The sequence below is a fragment of the Mesorhizobium sp. M2A.F.Ca.ET.067.02.1.1 genome (assembly GCF_004023285.1).
Taxonomy (GTDB): Bacteria; Pseudomonadota; Alphaproteobacteria; order Rhizobiales; family Rhizobiaceae; genus Mesorhizobium.
Window position 1 is genome coordinate 1 of record NZ_RZSB01000059.1, and the last position, 14,776, is coordinate 14,776.

Here is a 14,776-nt window from a genome sequence, read left to right on the forward strand (position 1 = left end):
CCATAAGGCAGCGTGCCGGCCAGCCGGTCGCGAACATCGGTCAGGTGCAGGAATTCGAGAACCTGATCGGCGCGCCCGCGCTGCTCCTGCTGCTGGCGGCGTGCGCGGCCGATGCCGAGGATCTGTCCGGCGAAGTTGGACCTTGTCCTGTAGGCAAGGCCGGACGCGACATTGTCGAGGACGCTGAGCCCCTTGAACAGAGCGAGGTTCTGAAAGGTGCGGGCGACGCCGAGATCTGCCAGCCGTTGCGTCGGGACCTGGGCATAGCGCGCGCCATCGAGACGGACATGGCCGCGATCAGGCCGGTAGACGCCGCTGATGACATTGATCAGCGAGCTCTTGCCGGCGCCGTTCGGGCCGATGATGGCGCGTATCTCGCCGGACCGAACCGACAGATCCACATCCGCCAGCGCCACCACGCCGCCGAAAGACAGGCCTATGCCCTCGAGAGCGAGAAGCGGCGCGGCATCTTCCGCCGCAGCCTGTCGAGACCTGTCGCCGTGAGCCTGCCGCTGAGCGGGCGGCAGCCCTTGCGCGAAGATCTCCGGCGCATAGACCGAAGCCTCGACCGCCCCGAAGGCTTGGTTTGATATCGGCATTCCATCGTCCCCAACTGTAGTGAAGGCACGCACGGTCCCTGCCGCGCGCCCGATCGGGCGTGCGGTTCATGATCGTCGGCTGGCCGGACGAGTTCCGGCCGGCGGCTGGCGTTGTTATTCGGCGGCGAGCGCCGCCGCGGCTTCCGCGTTTTCCAGCTCGCGCACGAGCGGAATGACGTGCTTGCCGAAATACTCGACCTCTTCCTGGAAATGCAGGAAGCCGAGCAGGATAAGATCGGCGCCGGCGCGCTTCAGATCGACGATACGCTCCGCCACCTGTTTCGGCGTGCCGATCAGGTTCGAGCGGAAACCGTCATTGTATTGCACCAGATCGTCGAAGGACGACTTCGCCCAGTTGCCCTCGCCTTCCGGCGAGGCCTTGCCGGCATTCTTGACCTCCTGGCCAAAGGCATTGACAGCCTCCGGATTGGCCTTGGCGATGATCTCGGCCAGCACCGCCTTTGCCTCATCCTCGGTCTCGCGCACTATGGCGAAAGCGTTGACTCCGACCTTCACCGAATGGTTGTTGGCTTTGGCCTTTGCCTGAATGTCGTCGACCTGCTTGGCGATCTCGGTCGGCGTGTTGCCATTGGTGAAATACCAGTCCGAAACGCGCGAGGCCATGTCGCGCGCGGCCCGCGACGAACCGCCCTGGAAGATCTCGGGCAACGGCTTCACCGGCTTCGGCTTCAGCGAATACTGGTTGAAGCGATAGAAATCGCCGCGGAAGGTGAAGCTGTCCTCGGTCCAGATGCCGCGCAGCGCGCGGATAAATTCTTCCGACCGCCGGTAGCGCTCGTCATGGTCGAGCCAATGCTCGCCGATGGCGTGGAACTCGCCGCGGAACCAGCCGGAGACGAGGTTGATGGCGACGCGGCCGTTGGTGAGATAGCTGATGGTGGCGAGCTGCTTTGCCGCCAGCGCCGGGTTCCACGGCCCCGGCAGGATCGCGGCGATCACCTTCAGGGTCTGGGTGGCGGCGAGCAGGTCGTGGCTGAACGATACCGACTCATGCTGCTCCTCGGCGCCGTAGCCTGCCGTGAAGCGGATCTGGCTCAGCGCATAATCGAAGCCCGCCTGCTCGGCGATCTGCGCCAGCTTGCGGTTGTACTCGGCCGAGTGGTTGGTCCTCTGCTCGATGTTCGAGATGACTAGGCCACCCGAGACGTTAGGCACCCAATAGGCGAATTTGACAGCGTCGCGATCATTCTGCGGCATGGAGATCTCCCGGTTTGGCCTGTCCCAACGATTGATCCGGACATGGCCGGATTTCGCCGCCATTATTAGTCTACTGAGTATATATACAAAGTAGGATTTTCCGTTTTGATAGCCCCGCCCGGACGGAAATACCAATTCGCTTGCCTGCACCGTCGTGGATTTTCAGCGCCCACTAACGATCGACGACAGGGCGCCGAACCGGCTTTCGATCTCCGAGGCGACCGCCTGCGCGTGACGCGCCACTTCCGGCAGACCCATCAGCTCGCCGAAGGTGCCGCGTGCCAATGGCCCGGCAATGAAAAGGCCAGGCACAGGCTCGCCGTCCGGACCGACGGCGCGGCTGTCGCGCCCGGTTGCGATGCCGAGCCCATGGCTGTCGATCCGGATCAGGCTGGCATCCCCAAGCGAGCGCAGCGCCGGATTGGTCCGCAGCGTCTTGCCATGCGCCGGCCCCGTTGTGTTGATTACCGCGTCGAAATGCATCGTCTCGAATTGCCTTTGGCCGCGCCGGCGCAAAGTGACGGCCAGGCCGTCTCCGTCGTCGTTCGAGGCCACAAGACTCGCGGCGATATTATCGAACGTGCCTTCGGCGTGGCGACGATCGAGCACCGCCTGGACCTGTGGCGCGATGCGGAAGCGATGCACGTCCCAGAACGCGCGCAGCCGTCGCACCAGCCGGGTGCGCTCATCTTTCTTGAGAGCGGACCAGATCACCGGTCCCTGCAGCCGCAGCTGATCGAAGACCGACTGCCAATTGACGCCGCCGGCATCGGCCGCTGCCAGCGTCGAGCGGATATTTTCGAGCAATCCGAGCGCGGTCGTGGCCGGCGTGGCAGTGAAATCGCCAAAAGGTTCGCCACGTACCTGCGGGTGCCCGCGCGAACGCAATCCATGGCGTGACACGGCCAGGATGCGCCCGCGGTGGCCGCGGCGATCGAGTTCGGCGACCGTGTCGGCCGACGTCAGCCCCGAGCCGACGATCAGCACCGACGCTTCGGGATCGATCGAACCGAGCGCATCGCCAGAGTAGACATCGGCAACGAAACCATCCGCATCGGCGATCGGCTCCAGCGCGACCGGAACATCGGGCGACGGGTGCGTCATGGCGAGAACCACTATGTCGGCGGCGATCGGTTGACCGGAAGCAGTCACGATCCACCCGTCGCCGTTGCGCCTCACGTCGCTGGCACGATCGCGAACATGGCGGATCGCTCCGCTGGCGATATGCGGCGCCAGTTGCTCGGCAACGTAGCGGCCGAAGACCCGTCGCTGCGGGAAGATATCGCCATCGCGCCAGACTGAGTCTGGGTCGCGCTCGGCCCCGCCGTCATGCGCCAGCCAGCGCAAAAAATGCTCCGGCTCGTCCGGCGACAGGCTCATCCTGGACGCTGGCACGTTGACGCGATGCGACGGCTCCTCGCTGGAATAGGCCAGCCCGCCGCCGAGGAACGGACGCGGCTCTATGACGGTGATCAATGGCCGCGCGGATTGGCGTGCCAGATGCCAGGCCACGGCAGCGCCAGTAAAGCCGCCGCCAAGAATGACGACATGGCTTCGCAGCCGGGGCGGCAGCGCGTTCACGAGGCGCTGGCGAGCGATTTCGGACGATGGTCGCCAGCGATCGTTTCGCCGAAAGGACCTGTGTTGACGGACGAGCCGGGCGCCTTGACCGGATGCTCGGTCGGCAAATGCGGCAGCACCAGCTCGCCGAAGCGATACGCTTCTTCGAGATGCGGATAGCCCGAGAGGATGAAGGTGTCGATGCCGAGCCGCCTGTATTCGTCGATGCGCTCGGCGATCGTGGCCGGATCGCCGACCAGCGCGGTGCCGGCGCCGCCGCGCACCAGGCCGACGCCGGCCCACAGGTTCGGCGCGATCTCCAGCTTGGACCGGTCGCCGCCATGCAGCGCGCTCATCCGCGCCTGGCCGACCGAGTCCATGCGCGCGAAAACCTTCTGCGCCGAAGCGATGGTCGCGTCGTCGAGCCGGCTGATCAGCCTATCGGCGGCGGCCCAGGCTTCCTCGGTGGTTTCGCGGGCGATGACGTGCAGGCGGATGCCGAAGGAGAGCTTGCGACCCGCTTTTTCGGCGTGCGCGCGACATCGGCGGGCGGCTCGCCCCAGGTCAGATATTTGTCGATCTCCTGCGCCGCCACGGTCGAGCCCGCATCGGAAGACCCGCCGAAATAGAGCGGCGGATAGGGCGTCTGCACCGGCGGGAACAGGAGGCGGCCATCCTCGATGCGGAAATGCTTGCCCTGATGCTCGACCGTCTCGCCGCTCAGCACGCGCTTGTAGACCTGCAGGAATTCCTGCGTCACCTCGTAGCGCTCGGCATGCGACTGAAAGATGCCGTCGCCCTTGTTCTCCAGCGGATCGCCGCCGGTGACGACATTGATCAGCAGCCGTCCGTTGGAGATGCGGTCGAGCGTTGCCGTCATGCGCGCCGCGAGCGTCGGCGACTGCAGGCCGGGCCGCACCGCGACCAAGAAACGCAACCGCTCTGTCAACGGCGCCAGAGCCGATGCGATAACCCAGGAATCTTCGCAGGACCTGCCCGTCGGCAGGAGCACGCCGTAATAGCCAAGCGTGTCGGCCGCCTGGGCCACCTGCGTCAGATAAGGCAGGTCGACCGCCCGGCCCCCTTCCGAGGTGCCAAGATAGCGGCTGTCGCCATGGGTCGGCAGGAACCACAGCACTTTGATGCGGTCTGGGGTTTCGTGAACCATTCCTGTCTGTTCCTATGGCGTCAAACTGCCTCGACGCGGCCGCATCGCGCTATAGGGTATTATTCCACTAAGTCTGTAGAGATAGATTATTCTAATTCGGCGGCCAGCTTCGGAATTTTTTCTCGGCAAGCAAACCGCGCGACCGCTCTAGCCTGAAGAGTCACGCAGCAGCAGGCGCGAGCCGACCTCGACGATCGATCTGATCGCGGGGAGCAGTTCCTGCCCCAATGACGTCAGTCCATATTCCACCGTCGGAGGCGATGACGGTGGCGCGCTGGGGCGGCTGATCGGTCGTCCGACCACCTCGATGCAGAGCCTCGTCGCGGCCTCCTTGCACGGCTGAGCCAGGCGCTCAGCCGATGTCACGTTGACAGAACGGGCGTGCAACACGCGTTGCGCTGACACCAACGGCCGTCACCATGGCGGCTGCGGTGTTGAGCGTGTTGCGCCACCCGGAGTTTTCCCACTTGCTCCGCTTGTCTTGTTCGCCGTTTTGCTCGCCGCGGGTGGGTTCGTAGGAACGGTGGCCGAATTGCTCAGTCCGCGACATAGGCTGCCAATTCATCAGCCGTCCCCTGCGGAAAGGCTTCCTTCAAGTAGTCGAGGAACGCTGACACGCGGGGGCTGAGCAAACGCCTCGACGGATAAAGGGCCCAAAGCGCCGTCTCGGGCCCCGACACATCCCCCCAATGCACCAGCCTGCCGGCAGCCAAATCGCCACTGGCAAGCGACAACGGGAGGCGCGCCGCGCCGAGCCCCATGCGCACCGCATCCCGGACCATGACGAACGACGCCAGGCTGAGCACCGGCTTGGCGTTGATCGTCGACTTGCCGGACGAGGTCGTGACTTGCCAGGCTTCGGACTCGTTCAACGAGCCTCGACTGATCGCGGGAACGAGACCTCCCGGGGCTGGGAGCGTCAGGTGCGGACTGGCCACCACCACCAGCCGATCGCGCAGGAACACTCGCCCAACAAGGGTGGCATCCGGCTCCGGGTTGACCCGGATGACGAGGTCGTAGGCTTCTTCGATCATATCCACGGCCCTGTCTTCCGTGGTGATCTCCAACCGAACCTCCGGGTATCTAAGGACGAAGCCGGCCGCGAGCTTTCCGACCGCGGTCTGAGAAAAGAGCAGTGGCGCGCTAATGCGCAGGCGGCCACGCGGGCTATGGCCGCCCGAAGCAATCGCCTTCGCCGTCTCATCAAGTTCTGTGAGCAGAAAGCCCGTTCGTTCAAACAGGGCCCGTCCCTCCTCCGTGAGCTTGAGCGTCCGCGAACCACGTTCGAACAGGCGCAGATCAAGACTTGCCTCGAGATCGGCCACGCGTCTGGAAAGAGTAGCCTTTGGCCGGCCGGCTGCGCGCGAGGCCTTTCCGAACCCGCCGTGGCGGGCCACCAGGTTGAAGTCGGCAAGAGCCAGAAGATCCACGATTTTGTTCTTTTCTGTTCCACCAATGAGACGACCTGTCCAAACGTACCATCTATCGGGATGAATGTGGATCACTCATTTTGAGCGTGCCTTTTAACTCAAACAGAAAGTGAACCCCAATGACCATCCTCGTTACAGGTGCCACCGGCCGCGTCGGCCGCCATGTCGTCGATCAACTCCTTCAGCGCGGCGCGACGGTGCGTGTGCTGACCCGCGACCCCGCTAAAGCCAGCTTTCCGACCGGTGTCGACGTCGCCAAGGGCGATCTCCTCGACATCGATGCGCTGCGCAGCGCCTTCAAGGACGTGACCACGCTCTTCCTGCTCAATGCCGTTACGGGTGACGAATTCGCCCAGGCGATCATCACGCTCAACGTTGCTCGCGAAGCGGGCGTCGACCGTGTCGTCTATCTCTCGGTTTTCAAAGCCGATCGGGCAGTGAACGTCCCGCATTTCGCCGTTAAGTTCGGCGCCGAGCGCATGCTGGTGCAGATGGACTTCAGCGCCACCATCTTGCGTCCGACCTACTTCATCGACAACGAGTCGATGGTAAAGGACGTCATTATGGAGCACGGCGTCTATCCGATGCCGATTGGCAGCAAGGGCGTAGCCATGGTCGACGCGCGTGACATCGCCGAAGTAGCCGCGATCGAGCTGATCCGCCGCGACGCCGCACCCGGCAAGCTGCCGATCGAGACCATCAACGTGGTGGGGCCTGACACGCTGACCGGCCTCGACGTGGCCAGGATCTGGTCGGACCTTCTGGGTCGCCCGGTGGTCTATGGAGGCGACGATCCCGGCGCGTTCGAGCAGAACATGGCGAGCTTCATGCCGAAATGGACGGCCTATGAAATGCGTCTGATGGCCGAGCGCTATGTCAGCGACGGCATGATCCCGGAGACCGATGACGTTGTACGGCTGACCAGTATTTTGGGCCGCCCCCTGCACACCTATCGCGACTTTGCGGCCGCGATCGCGAGCGCGGCCTGAGGGCCGCGCCATCCGCGGCGCGGCGGGACTATGCCGAGGCCGCAGCCGCGGTGCTCACGGCCAGCGATCAGGCGGGGAGGACCTACGAGCTCGCCGCAGACCCTGCCTTCACATTTGCCGAGCTTGCGGCGGAGGTCTCGCGGCAATCAGGCAAGACGATCATCCACAACGATCTGTCCGAGGCTGACTACAGGGATGTGTTGACGGGCGCCGGCCTGCCAGCCGATCTCGCTGCACTTCTGGCCGATGCCGACGCCGCGGCCTCACGCGGGGCGCTGTTCGACGACGGTGGCGCACTGGGGCGGCTGATCGGTCGTCCGACCACCTCGATGCAGGGCCTCGTCGCGGCCTCCTTGCACGGAGCCAGGGCGCTCGGCCGATGTCACGTCGCTGACGTGCAGGCCCACGCGCCAGCTCCTGCGGAAATCCGCACACAGGCTTGAGGGATCGTTCATCGCACGATGCGTGGCTTCGGCTACATCCTACCGCGTGTCGACTAGATCAAAGCTGCCCTGGAGGGAGGCAGCTGAAGTATTTCGGTGGACATCCCACAACGCGTGCGAACGCCGTGCTGAATGCGCTCGACGATTGAAAGCCGATCGCCAAGGCGATCTCCCCAACGCTCCGCGTTCCGCGGCGCAGCTCATCCTTGGCCACGGCCATCCTCCACTGCAGCAGGTATTCGATAGGACCTGTTCCCACGACCTTGCGGAATCTGGTAGCAAATGATGACCGGGAAACACCGCAAAGCCGAGCTAGATCCGCAACGGTCCAGTTGTGGGCAACGTCTTTGTGCATTGCAGAGAGCGCGCGCGAGGTTACCGGATCGGCAAGGCCGGCGAGCAGACCTGCATGCTCTTCATCCACTTGCGGCACTTTTGTCCGCAATATCTCCACAAGTATTAATTCAACCAAGCGTGCGATGATAAATTCGCTGCCGGGTCCAGGATATCTGGATTCTGTCTCGTTCATCGACAACAGCGAGCGCACGCGGCCCGAGGATGTGTCATCGGCCAGTATATGGACGAAGGATGGCATCAGACCGGCCAAAAGATTCTCATTGGCCGTATCGAAGCTGAACCGGCCCGCATGCAAGGTAACGGGGGAGTCCGTGCCCTCACCGAGCCGCAGACGAGGATTCTTCGTCGCAGCGACCGCCGCTTCACTGTCCACCGGCTCTATCGACGGGTCGGATGTGAGAGTGAATGGCGCGGAAGTCCGGATCAGGACGAAATCCTCGCGTTGCAATAGCACGGGTGAATGAGCGGACCGGACCAGTTGACACTCGCCTTGCTCGACCCAGCAAAACAGAAGATCGTCTCTCTTTCGAAACGACAAAGCCCATCGGCCTGAGGCTTCGAGACCTCCCCATAATGTTGCGCGCGGCCGAAGCAAGCCAATGAGATCGAGGAGTGGATCCATGCGGATTGGACGATACGTAAACGGTTTTGGGCTTTCGATTATCGACCGTACGGCCCCGTAGACATATATTCCCTGAGCACGCTGAACGTCAATTGCGCGTTTCACTCCCATGCTTGGGGCAAACACTAAAACATCCGAGGATTTGATTATGGCTATCGATAGTCTTGAAGGACGGTGGGACGCCTATCTCGCCGCCTACGGCCCAATCGCCGCAGCCGAACGCGAGCGCCTTCTCAAGCAGAGCGTTTCCGACGACGTCGTGTTCACGAACCCGGGTGGAGAAGGCAAAACCCGCAACGGCCTCATCGCGCATATCGAGGACTTCCAGAAGAAGATGCCGGGAACGTACTTCAAGACCGACAAGGTCTTTGTTCACCACGGCGAATTGCTGGCCATATGGTCTATGTACAAGAGCGACGATACTAAGGTCGCAACCGGTTACAATTTTGTCCGCCCTGATAAAGATTACCGTTTCAGCTATATGGCCGGCTTTTTTTGAAACCATCTTCCGCACGGCCAAACGCGCGCTCTCAAGGCCGAGCTCAGCTGGCTTCCATGACACGGCGGCTCCGGGCGAGAAATGCAGCTGAACCGGAGGCTCCTCGCTGCTTAGGGCCGAAGTTCTGCGCGAGGCGAGACGGACGTGTCTTCGCCTCGAACGATGAGCGGTAGCGGCAGTTACGCGGACCTCGCCTCTACGAGCCGGCCGCGCAGGGCCTGAAGAACGCGCGCACCTCTTCAGCGAGCAGGTCCGGCTGCTCCAGAGCGGCGAAATGCCCGCCCACGGTCATGGTCTTTGCGGCCGGGATCGCGAGCGCGGCCTGAGGGCCGCGCCATCCGCCTGTCGAAAACGACACGCAGCTGTGTCGCGGTTTACGGAGCACTGCACGCCATCGCGGAGGTAAAACGGAAGCTGCGCTTGGGCCGCTTGTGGGCCCGAGCGCCTCTTCGCGCCTATTCTTCCATCTTCTTGCCCTTGGCCAGCGCCATCACCCGGTCGATATAGGCCAGCATCAGCGCCGAAAGCACGAAGGCCAGATGCATGATGGTCAGCCACATCAGTTGCTCCGCCGTGTAGGAAGCGTGGTTGAGGAAGATCTGCAGCAGATGGATCGACGAGATCGCGACGATGGTCGAGGCGACCTTGACCTTCAGCGAGCCGACATCGATCGTGCCCAGCCAATGGACCTCGCCGTCCTGATCGTCGAAGCGGCTGACGAAATTCTCGTAGCCCGAGATGATCACCATCACCACCAGTGAGGCGACAAGCGCGGCGTCGATCAGGCCGAGCATCTTCAGGATCGTGTCCGTGTCGCCGAGCGTGAAGACGCTCGTCACGAACTCGTAGAGCTTCTTGCCGAAGGAGAGCGCATAGATCGCGAGCGCGACGCCGAGTCCGAGATAGAAGGCGACCAGCAGCCAGCGCGAGGCAAGGATGACGGATTCGATGGCGAGTTCGAGACGCTTCATGAAGGCTTCCGGTCAGATTACGATAGAGGGTATTTCGGCCAGACAGGATCGGTTTTCAAGACAAAAAACCCCGCCGGAGAGGGGGACCGGCGGGGCTCAGTCATGTCCCGCTGGAGTCGGGACAGGGCAGGGAACGCCCTGACCGGAAGCTGGGTGTCCCAATGCGGCAATTCAATGAGTTAGCTCCAGTCGACAGGACAAATCTTCTTGAGCCAAGAAAGAAAAAGGCCCCTCCGACGCGGACGGGCCTTCCTCTCAAGCGCTGATTCCAAAATCCGATCAGGACCTTGAAATCAAAGGCTAAACCGCGTCGCGCTGAACGAATTCAGCGCGGCGCGGTCTATGACTTTGTCTAATGCATGTCGTTGCCCCAAAACCGCTGCACAGTTTTGGGCGACATGCATCGATTACTGCTCGCTGTTGCTTGCCACCGGCGCCACCAGCGAAGTGATGCGGCGGATAGCGACACGGCGGTTCTCACGGTTCGGCCCAGGCGTGTTGACCTTGAGATATTCCTCGCCATAGCCCTGCGTGGTGAGGTTCTCGGCCGGGATGCCAAAGGCATTGGTGAGCGCCTCGGCAACGGCTTCGGCACGACGATCCGAGAGGGCAAGATTTGCCTCCGGCGTGCCGACGGCGTCGGTGTGGCCTTCGATCAGGAAGGTCTCGGCCGGGTTCTTCTTGAGCAGTTTTTCCATGGCGCTGGCAACGCCATCGAGCTTCTGCACTTCGGTGTCGGAGATCGTCGCCGAGCCGAAGTCGAAGTTCAGCGTATCGAGATCGATACGCCGAGCGATATCGCGCACGCGGGCCGACCGCTTCACCTCGTCGATCGAGTAGAGACGCTGCACCCTCTCCACCGGCGGCTGCTCGAGGAAGGTATAATACTCGTCGGGATCCTCGACTTCCTCCGAATCCAGTATGTAGTCCCGTCGCGGGATGGTGAGCCGCATCGGCGGCAGTTCGTCGCCGGGATCGCGCCACTCGTCGACATCGTTGTAGTAGCGCTCGTCGACATAGGTCAGCACATATTCGCGGCCATCCGGCGTAATGCGCGATCGCCGGATGACGTCGCCATTACGATTGCGGATGGTGATGATCCTGACGCCGTTGTCGCGCTCGACGATTTCGCGGGTGCGGCCGCCGGAGAGATCCTCGTAGTAGACATCCCTGGCGCCGCGGGTGATGCGAGGCGCCTCGTTGCTTTCCACGAACGTCTGGTTGTTGAACTGCAGGATCACCCGGTCGCCGAACTGCTTGACGACATCCGCGCCCTGCGGCCGGCGACGCTCGCGCACGATCTGTTCCGGCGTAAGCTCGATGCGCTTGCCTTTCTCCTGGTCCACCGGGACGATCCTCTCGGGCTTGATCGCCTGCTGCGCCGACTTGTCGTCTGAGGGCGGCGGGCCCTGATCGACCGGAGCCGGCTGCTGCGCCTGCTCGCCGCCTTGCTGTCCGGCCTGGTTGGCGTTCTGGCCATTGCCGGCTTGGCCGTTGTCGTTCTGGGCGCCACCATTCTGGCCACCGCGACGCTTGCGGAAGGCATCTTTCTGGCTGTCCAGAACCGGCGCTTCGTTGGGATTGGCGGTTTCACCCTGCGCGGCATTGCCGCCGGCGGCCGGTTGGTTGTTGTTCGCGGGCTGATTGCCGGTGACCGGCTGTTCACCGGTGACAGGCTGCTGCTCGCCGGTCGTGGGCTGGCCGGTCTTGGTTTGTTCGCCGGTCGCGGGCTGCTCACCCGTCGCCGGCTGTTCGGCCGTCGGTTTCTTGCCGCGCTTCTTCCTGTCCTGAGCCTGTTCGCCCTGGACCGGCTGCTCGCCATTCTGCAGTGGCTCGGCCTGCGGCACAGGCTCACCCGCCGGCGCCAGCTTTTTGGCCGGCTCGTTGGTCTGCGTCTGCTCGGCCGGGGCGGTCTCGCCCTGCTGGTTCTGCTTGTGCCTCTTCTTGAATTGGTTGCCGCCTTGCTGATTGTCGTTGGCGGGGGCGGTCTGGTCGGTCGGCGCGACCTGCTCGCCGGCCTGGCCGGCGGGCACGCTCTGCTGCTGATCGTGCTTGCGCTTTTTGCGGCCCTGGTTGCCTTGCTGCTGGTCACCGGCAGCCGGCGCCACCTGTTCCGCAGGCTGCTGGTCAGTCGGCGCTGCCTCGATCTGCTGCTGCTGATCGCGTTTCTTCTTGCGCGGCTGCACTTCCTCGGTCGCGGGTACGCCACCCTGGTCGGCCGGCGCGGCCTCGATCTGCTGTTGCTGGTCGCGCTTCTTGCGGGGCTTGAACTGCTGCTCGTCGGTCGCGGGCTGGCCGCCCTGATCGGCGGGTGCTGCCTCAATCTGTTGCTGGTCGCGTTTCTTGCGCGGCTTGAACTGCTGCTCGGCCGGGACTTCCCCGGACTGGGCATTGTCCATCTGCTGCTGCTCGTGCCGCTTCTTGCGCGGCTGTTGCTCGGTCTCGGCAGGTGCTGCCTGCTCGGCTGCCGGCGCCGTTTCGCTTTGCTGCTGCTCGCGCTTCCTCCTCTTCGGCTGCTCGGTTCCGCCCTGCGCGCATTCCTCGGCCGACTGGCCTTCGGCGCAAGCGGCCTGAGCCAGTATCAGCGGTGCGCCGTGCAGGCTGCCAGAAGCGACACCTCCCTGCAGCGGGTACGCGCCCAACGGCGCGGATGCCATAAGCAGGCCGATGGCCGTGCCCGCCAGAATCCGTGGTTGGCGTTTCATATCATTTTCTCCTAATGGGGTCCCATCCCTGCCCAAACTTTCATCAGCCGCAATTGGTTCCGTTACAGGGCATTGACGCCAGCCAAGGATGTTCGGCTGGCCTTTTGAAGGCAATTTCGTGTCTTTCTAATGTTGATACCGGGTCACTGGGACAGCAGCGCTTGACCGGGAGGCCGCGGAGGGCCAAATCCACCCCCATGACCGCGCCATTCTGGAAAACCAAGACGCTTGAGGCGATGACCCCGGCCGAATGGGAATCGCTATGCGACGGCTGCGGCAAATGCTGCCTGTCGAAGCTCGAGGACGAGGATACGGGCGAGATCTTCTGGACAAGCGTTGGCTGCCGGCTGTTCGACGCCGAAAGCTGCCGTTGCTCCGACTATGCAAACCGGCTGACAAGGGTGCCCGACTGCGTCGGGCTGACGCCGCAGAACGTGCGCACCATCACCTGGCTGCCCAAGACCTGCGCCTACCGGTTGATCGCCGAGGGCCATGATCTCTATTGGTGGCACAGGCTCGTTTCGGGAAGTGCTGCGACCGTGCATGAAGCCGGCATTTCGATCCAGGGCCGGGTGAAGGCCAAGGAAACCGATCTGGCCGAGCCGGACGACTATTTTGATTATATATTGGACGATGAACCGTAGCCGGTTCGCATCCTGATGACGACCGCTGAGGGGCACTTGTGGCGAGGAACGACGCCCTGCGGGTTCGCGTTTAGAACCCTGAACGGCACTTTTCACGGGGAGCGACGAACCCTGGCGGGTTCGCGTTTAGAACTCCTGGGGTGGCGTTTTTGAGTGCGAGCGACGAACCCTGGCGGCTTCGCGCTTATATGAACCGGACATGAACGGCCGGTTCGCGGAAAGTTCAGGTGCAAAAAGGCATTTTCCAATCATCGGTTCTACGGGCGAAAGCCCACAACAAGGAGAGAAGACAATGTTCAACCAGATCAAGACGGCAGCCCTTTCGGCTATTGTCGGGCTTGGCACCTTGGCCGCCATCCCGGCGCATGCGGACAGCCTCTATCTCGGTTTCGGCAACAACCAGGATCCGCGCTTCGGCGTCTATACGGGCGACGACGACGGCTACTACCGCCGCGATTGGCGCCGTGACCGCGGCTGGCGCGGCTGCTCGCCGGACCGCGCGCTCGACAAGGCCGAGCGCATGGGCCTCCACCGCGTCCGCATCGTCGACGTCAGCCGCCGCACGGTGAAGGTCGTCGGCCGCCAGTATGGCGACCGCGTCGTGGTTGTGTTCGCCAACGAGCGCGGCTGCCCAATCATCTATCGCTGAGGTTGAGAGGGCGATCTGCGAGGATCGCCTATCAGCCTCTCACGATGAGGCGTGGCTCGAAAAAGCCCCGGAGGAAACGATCCCCCGGGGTTTTTTGCATGGTGGCGGCGCGCCTGCGGCGTGCCGGCCGATCGTTACTTCAGCTCGAAGGTGACCGTGACCTGGACGTTGTAGGAATTCTCGCCAGCCTGCACCGGGACGGCCGAACGGGCCGCGTCGAATGATTTGGCCGCCATCGGCATCGGCGCCGGCGCGATATTCTGGTCGGTGATCTCGAGCACCTTGCCCAGGCTGACGCCGGCCGCTTCGGCGAGTGTCTTGGCCTTCGCCATCGCATCGGCGACAGCCTTCTTGCGCGCCTCGGTGATCGTCGCCTTCGGATCGTCATTGGTGAAGGCGATGCCGCCGCCCTGGTTGACGCCGAGCGATACCGCCTTGTCGAGGATCTCGCCAGTCTTGTCGACGTCGCGCACGCGCACCGACAGCGTGTTGGTCACCTGATAGGCGACGAGCTCGGCCTCCTGGCTGCCGTCGGCCTTGTTGGTATAGTTGTAGCGTGGGTTGATCTGGATGCCCGCCGTCTGCAGGTCGCGCTCGGCAATGCCGGCGGATTTCATCGCCGCAATGACCGCCGCCATGGCGTCGTTGTTGGCGTCGAGCGCTTCGCGCGCGCTCTTTGCCTCGCGCATGACGCTCAGCGAAAGGATCGCCATGTCGGGCGCCACCGTCGCTTCGCCTTCGCCGGACACGATAATGCGGGGTGGGGGCTGCGTGTCGGCGGCGCTTGCCAGCGCCGGGAATGCGACTGCGGCAGCGAGCGCGATAGGCAAAAGATGTCTGGTCATGAAAACTCCTCGAGGTCTGCGATCCGACGCTCCGCGCCGCATCTGCCTCGACCCCGCAAAAGCGTCGATACCCGGCA

The 14,776-nt window shown here is 63.3% G+C and carries 15 protein-coding genes and 1 pseudogene; 6 read left to right on the forward strand and 10 right to left on the reverse strand.

From position 1 onward, the window contains the following. The 5 genes and pseudogenes from EOA28_RS07780 to EOA28_RS07805 all read right to left on the reverse strand — a co-directional run. Window positions 1-599: ATP-binding cassette domain-containing protein (locus EOA28_RS07780; protein ID WP_128314779.1), on the reverse strand; the 599-nt coding region annotated here is incomplete at its 3' end. Between the two features lie 114 nt (window positions 600-713). After that, the gene (sfnG, locus tag EOA28_RS07785; protein WP_127252295.1) at window positions 714-1,817 is read right to left on the reverse strand and encodes a dimethylsulfone monooxygenase SfnG; all 1,104 of its coding nucleotides are present in this window, start codon (window positions 1,815-1,817) and stop codon (window positions 714-716) included. Window positions 1,818-1,979: 162 nt separating this feature from the next. Beyond that, window positions 1,980-3,398, reverse strand: a complete 1,419-nt coding sequence (locus tag EOA28_RS07790; protein ID WP_127252297.1) for an FAD/NAD(P)-binding protein — start codon at window positions 3,396-3,398, stop codon at window positions 1,980-1,982. Further along, window positions 3,395-4,545 (reverse strand): annotated as a pseudogene (gene ssuD, locus EOA28_RS07795) (FMNH2-dependent alkanesulfonate monooxygenase). Before ssuD ends, EOA28_RS07790 begins: the two are co-directional and overlap by 4 nt. Before the next feature lie 536 nt (window positions 4,546-5,081). Continuing rightward, on the reverse strand, window positions 5,082-5,975 hold the full coding sequence (locus tag EOA28_RS07805; RefSeq protein ID WP_128314780.1) for a LysR substrate-binding domain-containing protein: 894 nt from the start codon (window positions 5,973-5,975) through the stop codon (window positions 5,082-5,084). A 119-nt stretch (window positions 5,976-6,094) separates the two neighbouring features. On the opposite strand from EOA28_RS07805, the gene EOA28_RS07810 reads away from it, so the two are divergent. Together EOA28_RS07810 and EOA28_RS07815 are read left to right on the forward strand one after the other, a co-directional pair. Further along, window positions 6,095-6,964 (forward strand): NmrA/HSCARG family protein, encoded by an 870-nt coding sequence (locus tag EOA28_RS07810; protein WP_127252720.1) that lies wholly within the window; start codon window positions 6,095-6,097, stop codon window positions 6,962-6,964. 50 nt (window positions 6,965-7,014) lie between these two features. Further along, on the forward strand, window positions 7,015-7,407 hold the full coding sequence (locus tag EOA28_RS07815; RefSeq protein ID WP_210212036.1) for a hypothetical protein: 393 nt from the start codon (window positions 7,015-7,017) through the stop codon (window positions 7,405-7,407). A 58-nt stretch (window positions 7,408-7,465) separates the two neighbouring features. Here the strand turns inward: EOA28_RS07815 and EOA28_RS07820 are convergent, their stop codons facing one another. Further along, on the reverse strand, window positions 7,466-8,497 hold the full coding sequence (locus EOA28_RS07820; RefSeq protein WP_348633424.1) for an AraC family transcriptional regulator: 1,032 nt from the start codon (window positions 8,495-8,497) through the stop codon (window positions 7,466-7,468). Between the two features lie 37 nt (window positions 8,498-8,534). Between EOA28_RS07820 and EOA28_RS07825 the strand changes: the two genes are divergently transcribed. After that, window positions 8,535-8,885 carry a nuclear transport factor 2 family protein gene (locus tag EOA28_RS07825; protein WP_189341974.1) on the forward strand — a complete coding sequence of 117 codons (351 nt, stop codon included), beginning with the start codon at window positions 8,535-8,537 and terminating at the stop codon, window positions 8,883-8,885. Between the two features lie 196 nt (window positions 8,886-9,081). Here EOA28_RS07825 and EOA28_RS38715 read toward each other — a convergent pair whose 3' ends face one another. The 3 genes from EOA28_RS38715 to EOA28_RS40075 all read right to left on the reverse strand — a co-directional run bounded on the left by EOA28_RS38715 (window position 9,082) and on the right by EOA28_RS40075 (window position 11,202). Next, window positions 9,082-9,243: a hypothetical protein gene (locus tag EOA28_RS38715; protein ID WP_189341975.1), complete on the reverse strand. Its 162-nt coding sequence runs from the start codon at window positions 9,241-9,243 to the stop codon at window positions 9,082-9,084. A 97-nt stretch (window positions 9,244-9,340) separates the two neighbouring features. Continuing rightward, window positions 9,341-9,856: a TIGR00645 family protein gene (locus EOA28_RS07830; protein WP_042647491.1), complete on the reverse strand. Its 516-nt coding sequence runs from the start codon at window positions 9,854-9,856 to the stop codon at window positions 9,341-9,343. Window positions 9,857-10,263: 407 nt separating this feature from the next. Continuing rightward, window positions 10,264-11,202 carry an OmpA family protein gene (locus tag EOA28_RS40075; RefSeq protein ID WP_245484057.1) on the reverse strand — a complete coding sequence of 313 codons (939 nt, stop codon included), beginning with the start codon at window positions 11,200-11,202 and terminating at the stop codon, window positions 10,264-10,266. A 102-nt stretch (window positions 11,203-11,304) separates the two neighbouring features. On the opposite strand from EOA28_RS40075, the gene EOA28_RS40080 reads away from it, so the two are divergent. The 3 genes from EOA28_RS40080 to EOA28_RS07845 all read left to right on the forward strand — a co-directional run bounded on the left by EOA28_RS40080 (window position 11,305) and on the right by EOA28_RS07845 (window position 13,854). Next, the gene (locus EOA28_RS40080) at window positions 11,305-12,576 is read left to right on the forward strand and encodes a hypothetical protein (RefSeq protein WP_245501491.1); all 1,272 of its coding nucleotides are present in this window, start codon (window positions 11,305-11,307) and stop codon (window positions 12,574-12,576) included. 182 nt (window positions 12,577-12,758) lie between these two features. Continuing rightward, a complete protein-coding gene (locus EOA28_RS07840; protein ID WP_095817408.1) occupies window positions 12,759-13,205 on the forward strand; it encodes a YcgN family cysteine cluster protein in 447 nt (148 codons plus the stop codon). Between the two features lie 292 nt (window positions 13,206-13,497). Beyond that, the gene (locus tag EOA28_RS07845) at window positions 13,498-13,854 is read left to right on the forward strand and encodes a hypothetical protein (RefSeq protein WP_126081782.1); all 357 of its coding nucleotides are present in this window, start codon (window positions 13,498-13,500) and stop codon (window positions 13,852-13,854) included. A gap of 134 nt (window positions 13,855-13,988) precedes the next feature. Here the strand turns inward: EOA28_RS07845 and EOA28_RS07850 are convergent, their stop codons facing one another. Next, window positions 13,989-14,699 carry an SIMPL domain-containing protein gene (locus EOA28_RS07850; protein ID WP_127252716.1) on the reverse strand — a complete coding sequence of 237 codons (711 nt, stop codon included), beginning with the start codon at window positions 14,697-14,699 and terminating at the stop codon, window positions 13,989-13,991. Window positions 14,700-14,776 lie beyond the last annotated feature (77 nt).

Coding starts and splice junctions, on each gene's coding strand:
- EOA28_RS07850 (WP_127252716.1), bottom strand. CDS start 14,699: ATGACCAGACATCTTTTGCCTATCGCGCTCGCTGCCGCAGTCGCATTC.
- EOA28_RS07845 (WP_126081782.1), top strand. CDS start 13,498: ATGTTCAACCAGATCAAGACGGCAGCCCTTTCGGCTATTGTCGGGCTT.
- EOA28_RS07840 (WP_095817408.1), top strand. CDS start 12,759: ATGACCGCGCCATTCTGGAAAACCAAGACGCTTGAGGCGATGACCCCG.
- EOA28_RS07820 (WP_348633424.1), bottom strand. CDS start 8,497: ATGGGAGTGAAACGCGCAATTGACGTTCAGCGTGCTCAGGGAATATAT.
- sfnG (WP_127252295.1), bottom strand. CDS start 1,817: ATGCCGCAGAATGATCGCGACGCTGTCAAATTCGCCTATTGGGTGCCT.
- EOA28_RS07825 (WP_189341974.1), top strand. CDS start 8,535: ATGGCTATCGATAGTCTTGAAGGACGGTGGGACGCCTATCTCGCCGCC.
- EOA28_RS07810 (WP_127252720.1), top strand. CDS start 6,095: ATGACCATCCTCGTTACAGGTGCCACCGGCCGCGTCGGCCGCCATGTC.
- EOA28_RS07830 (WP_042647491.1), bottom strand. CDS start 9,856: ATGAAGCGTCTCGAACTCGCCATCGAATCCGTCATCCTTGCCTCGCGC.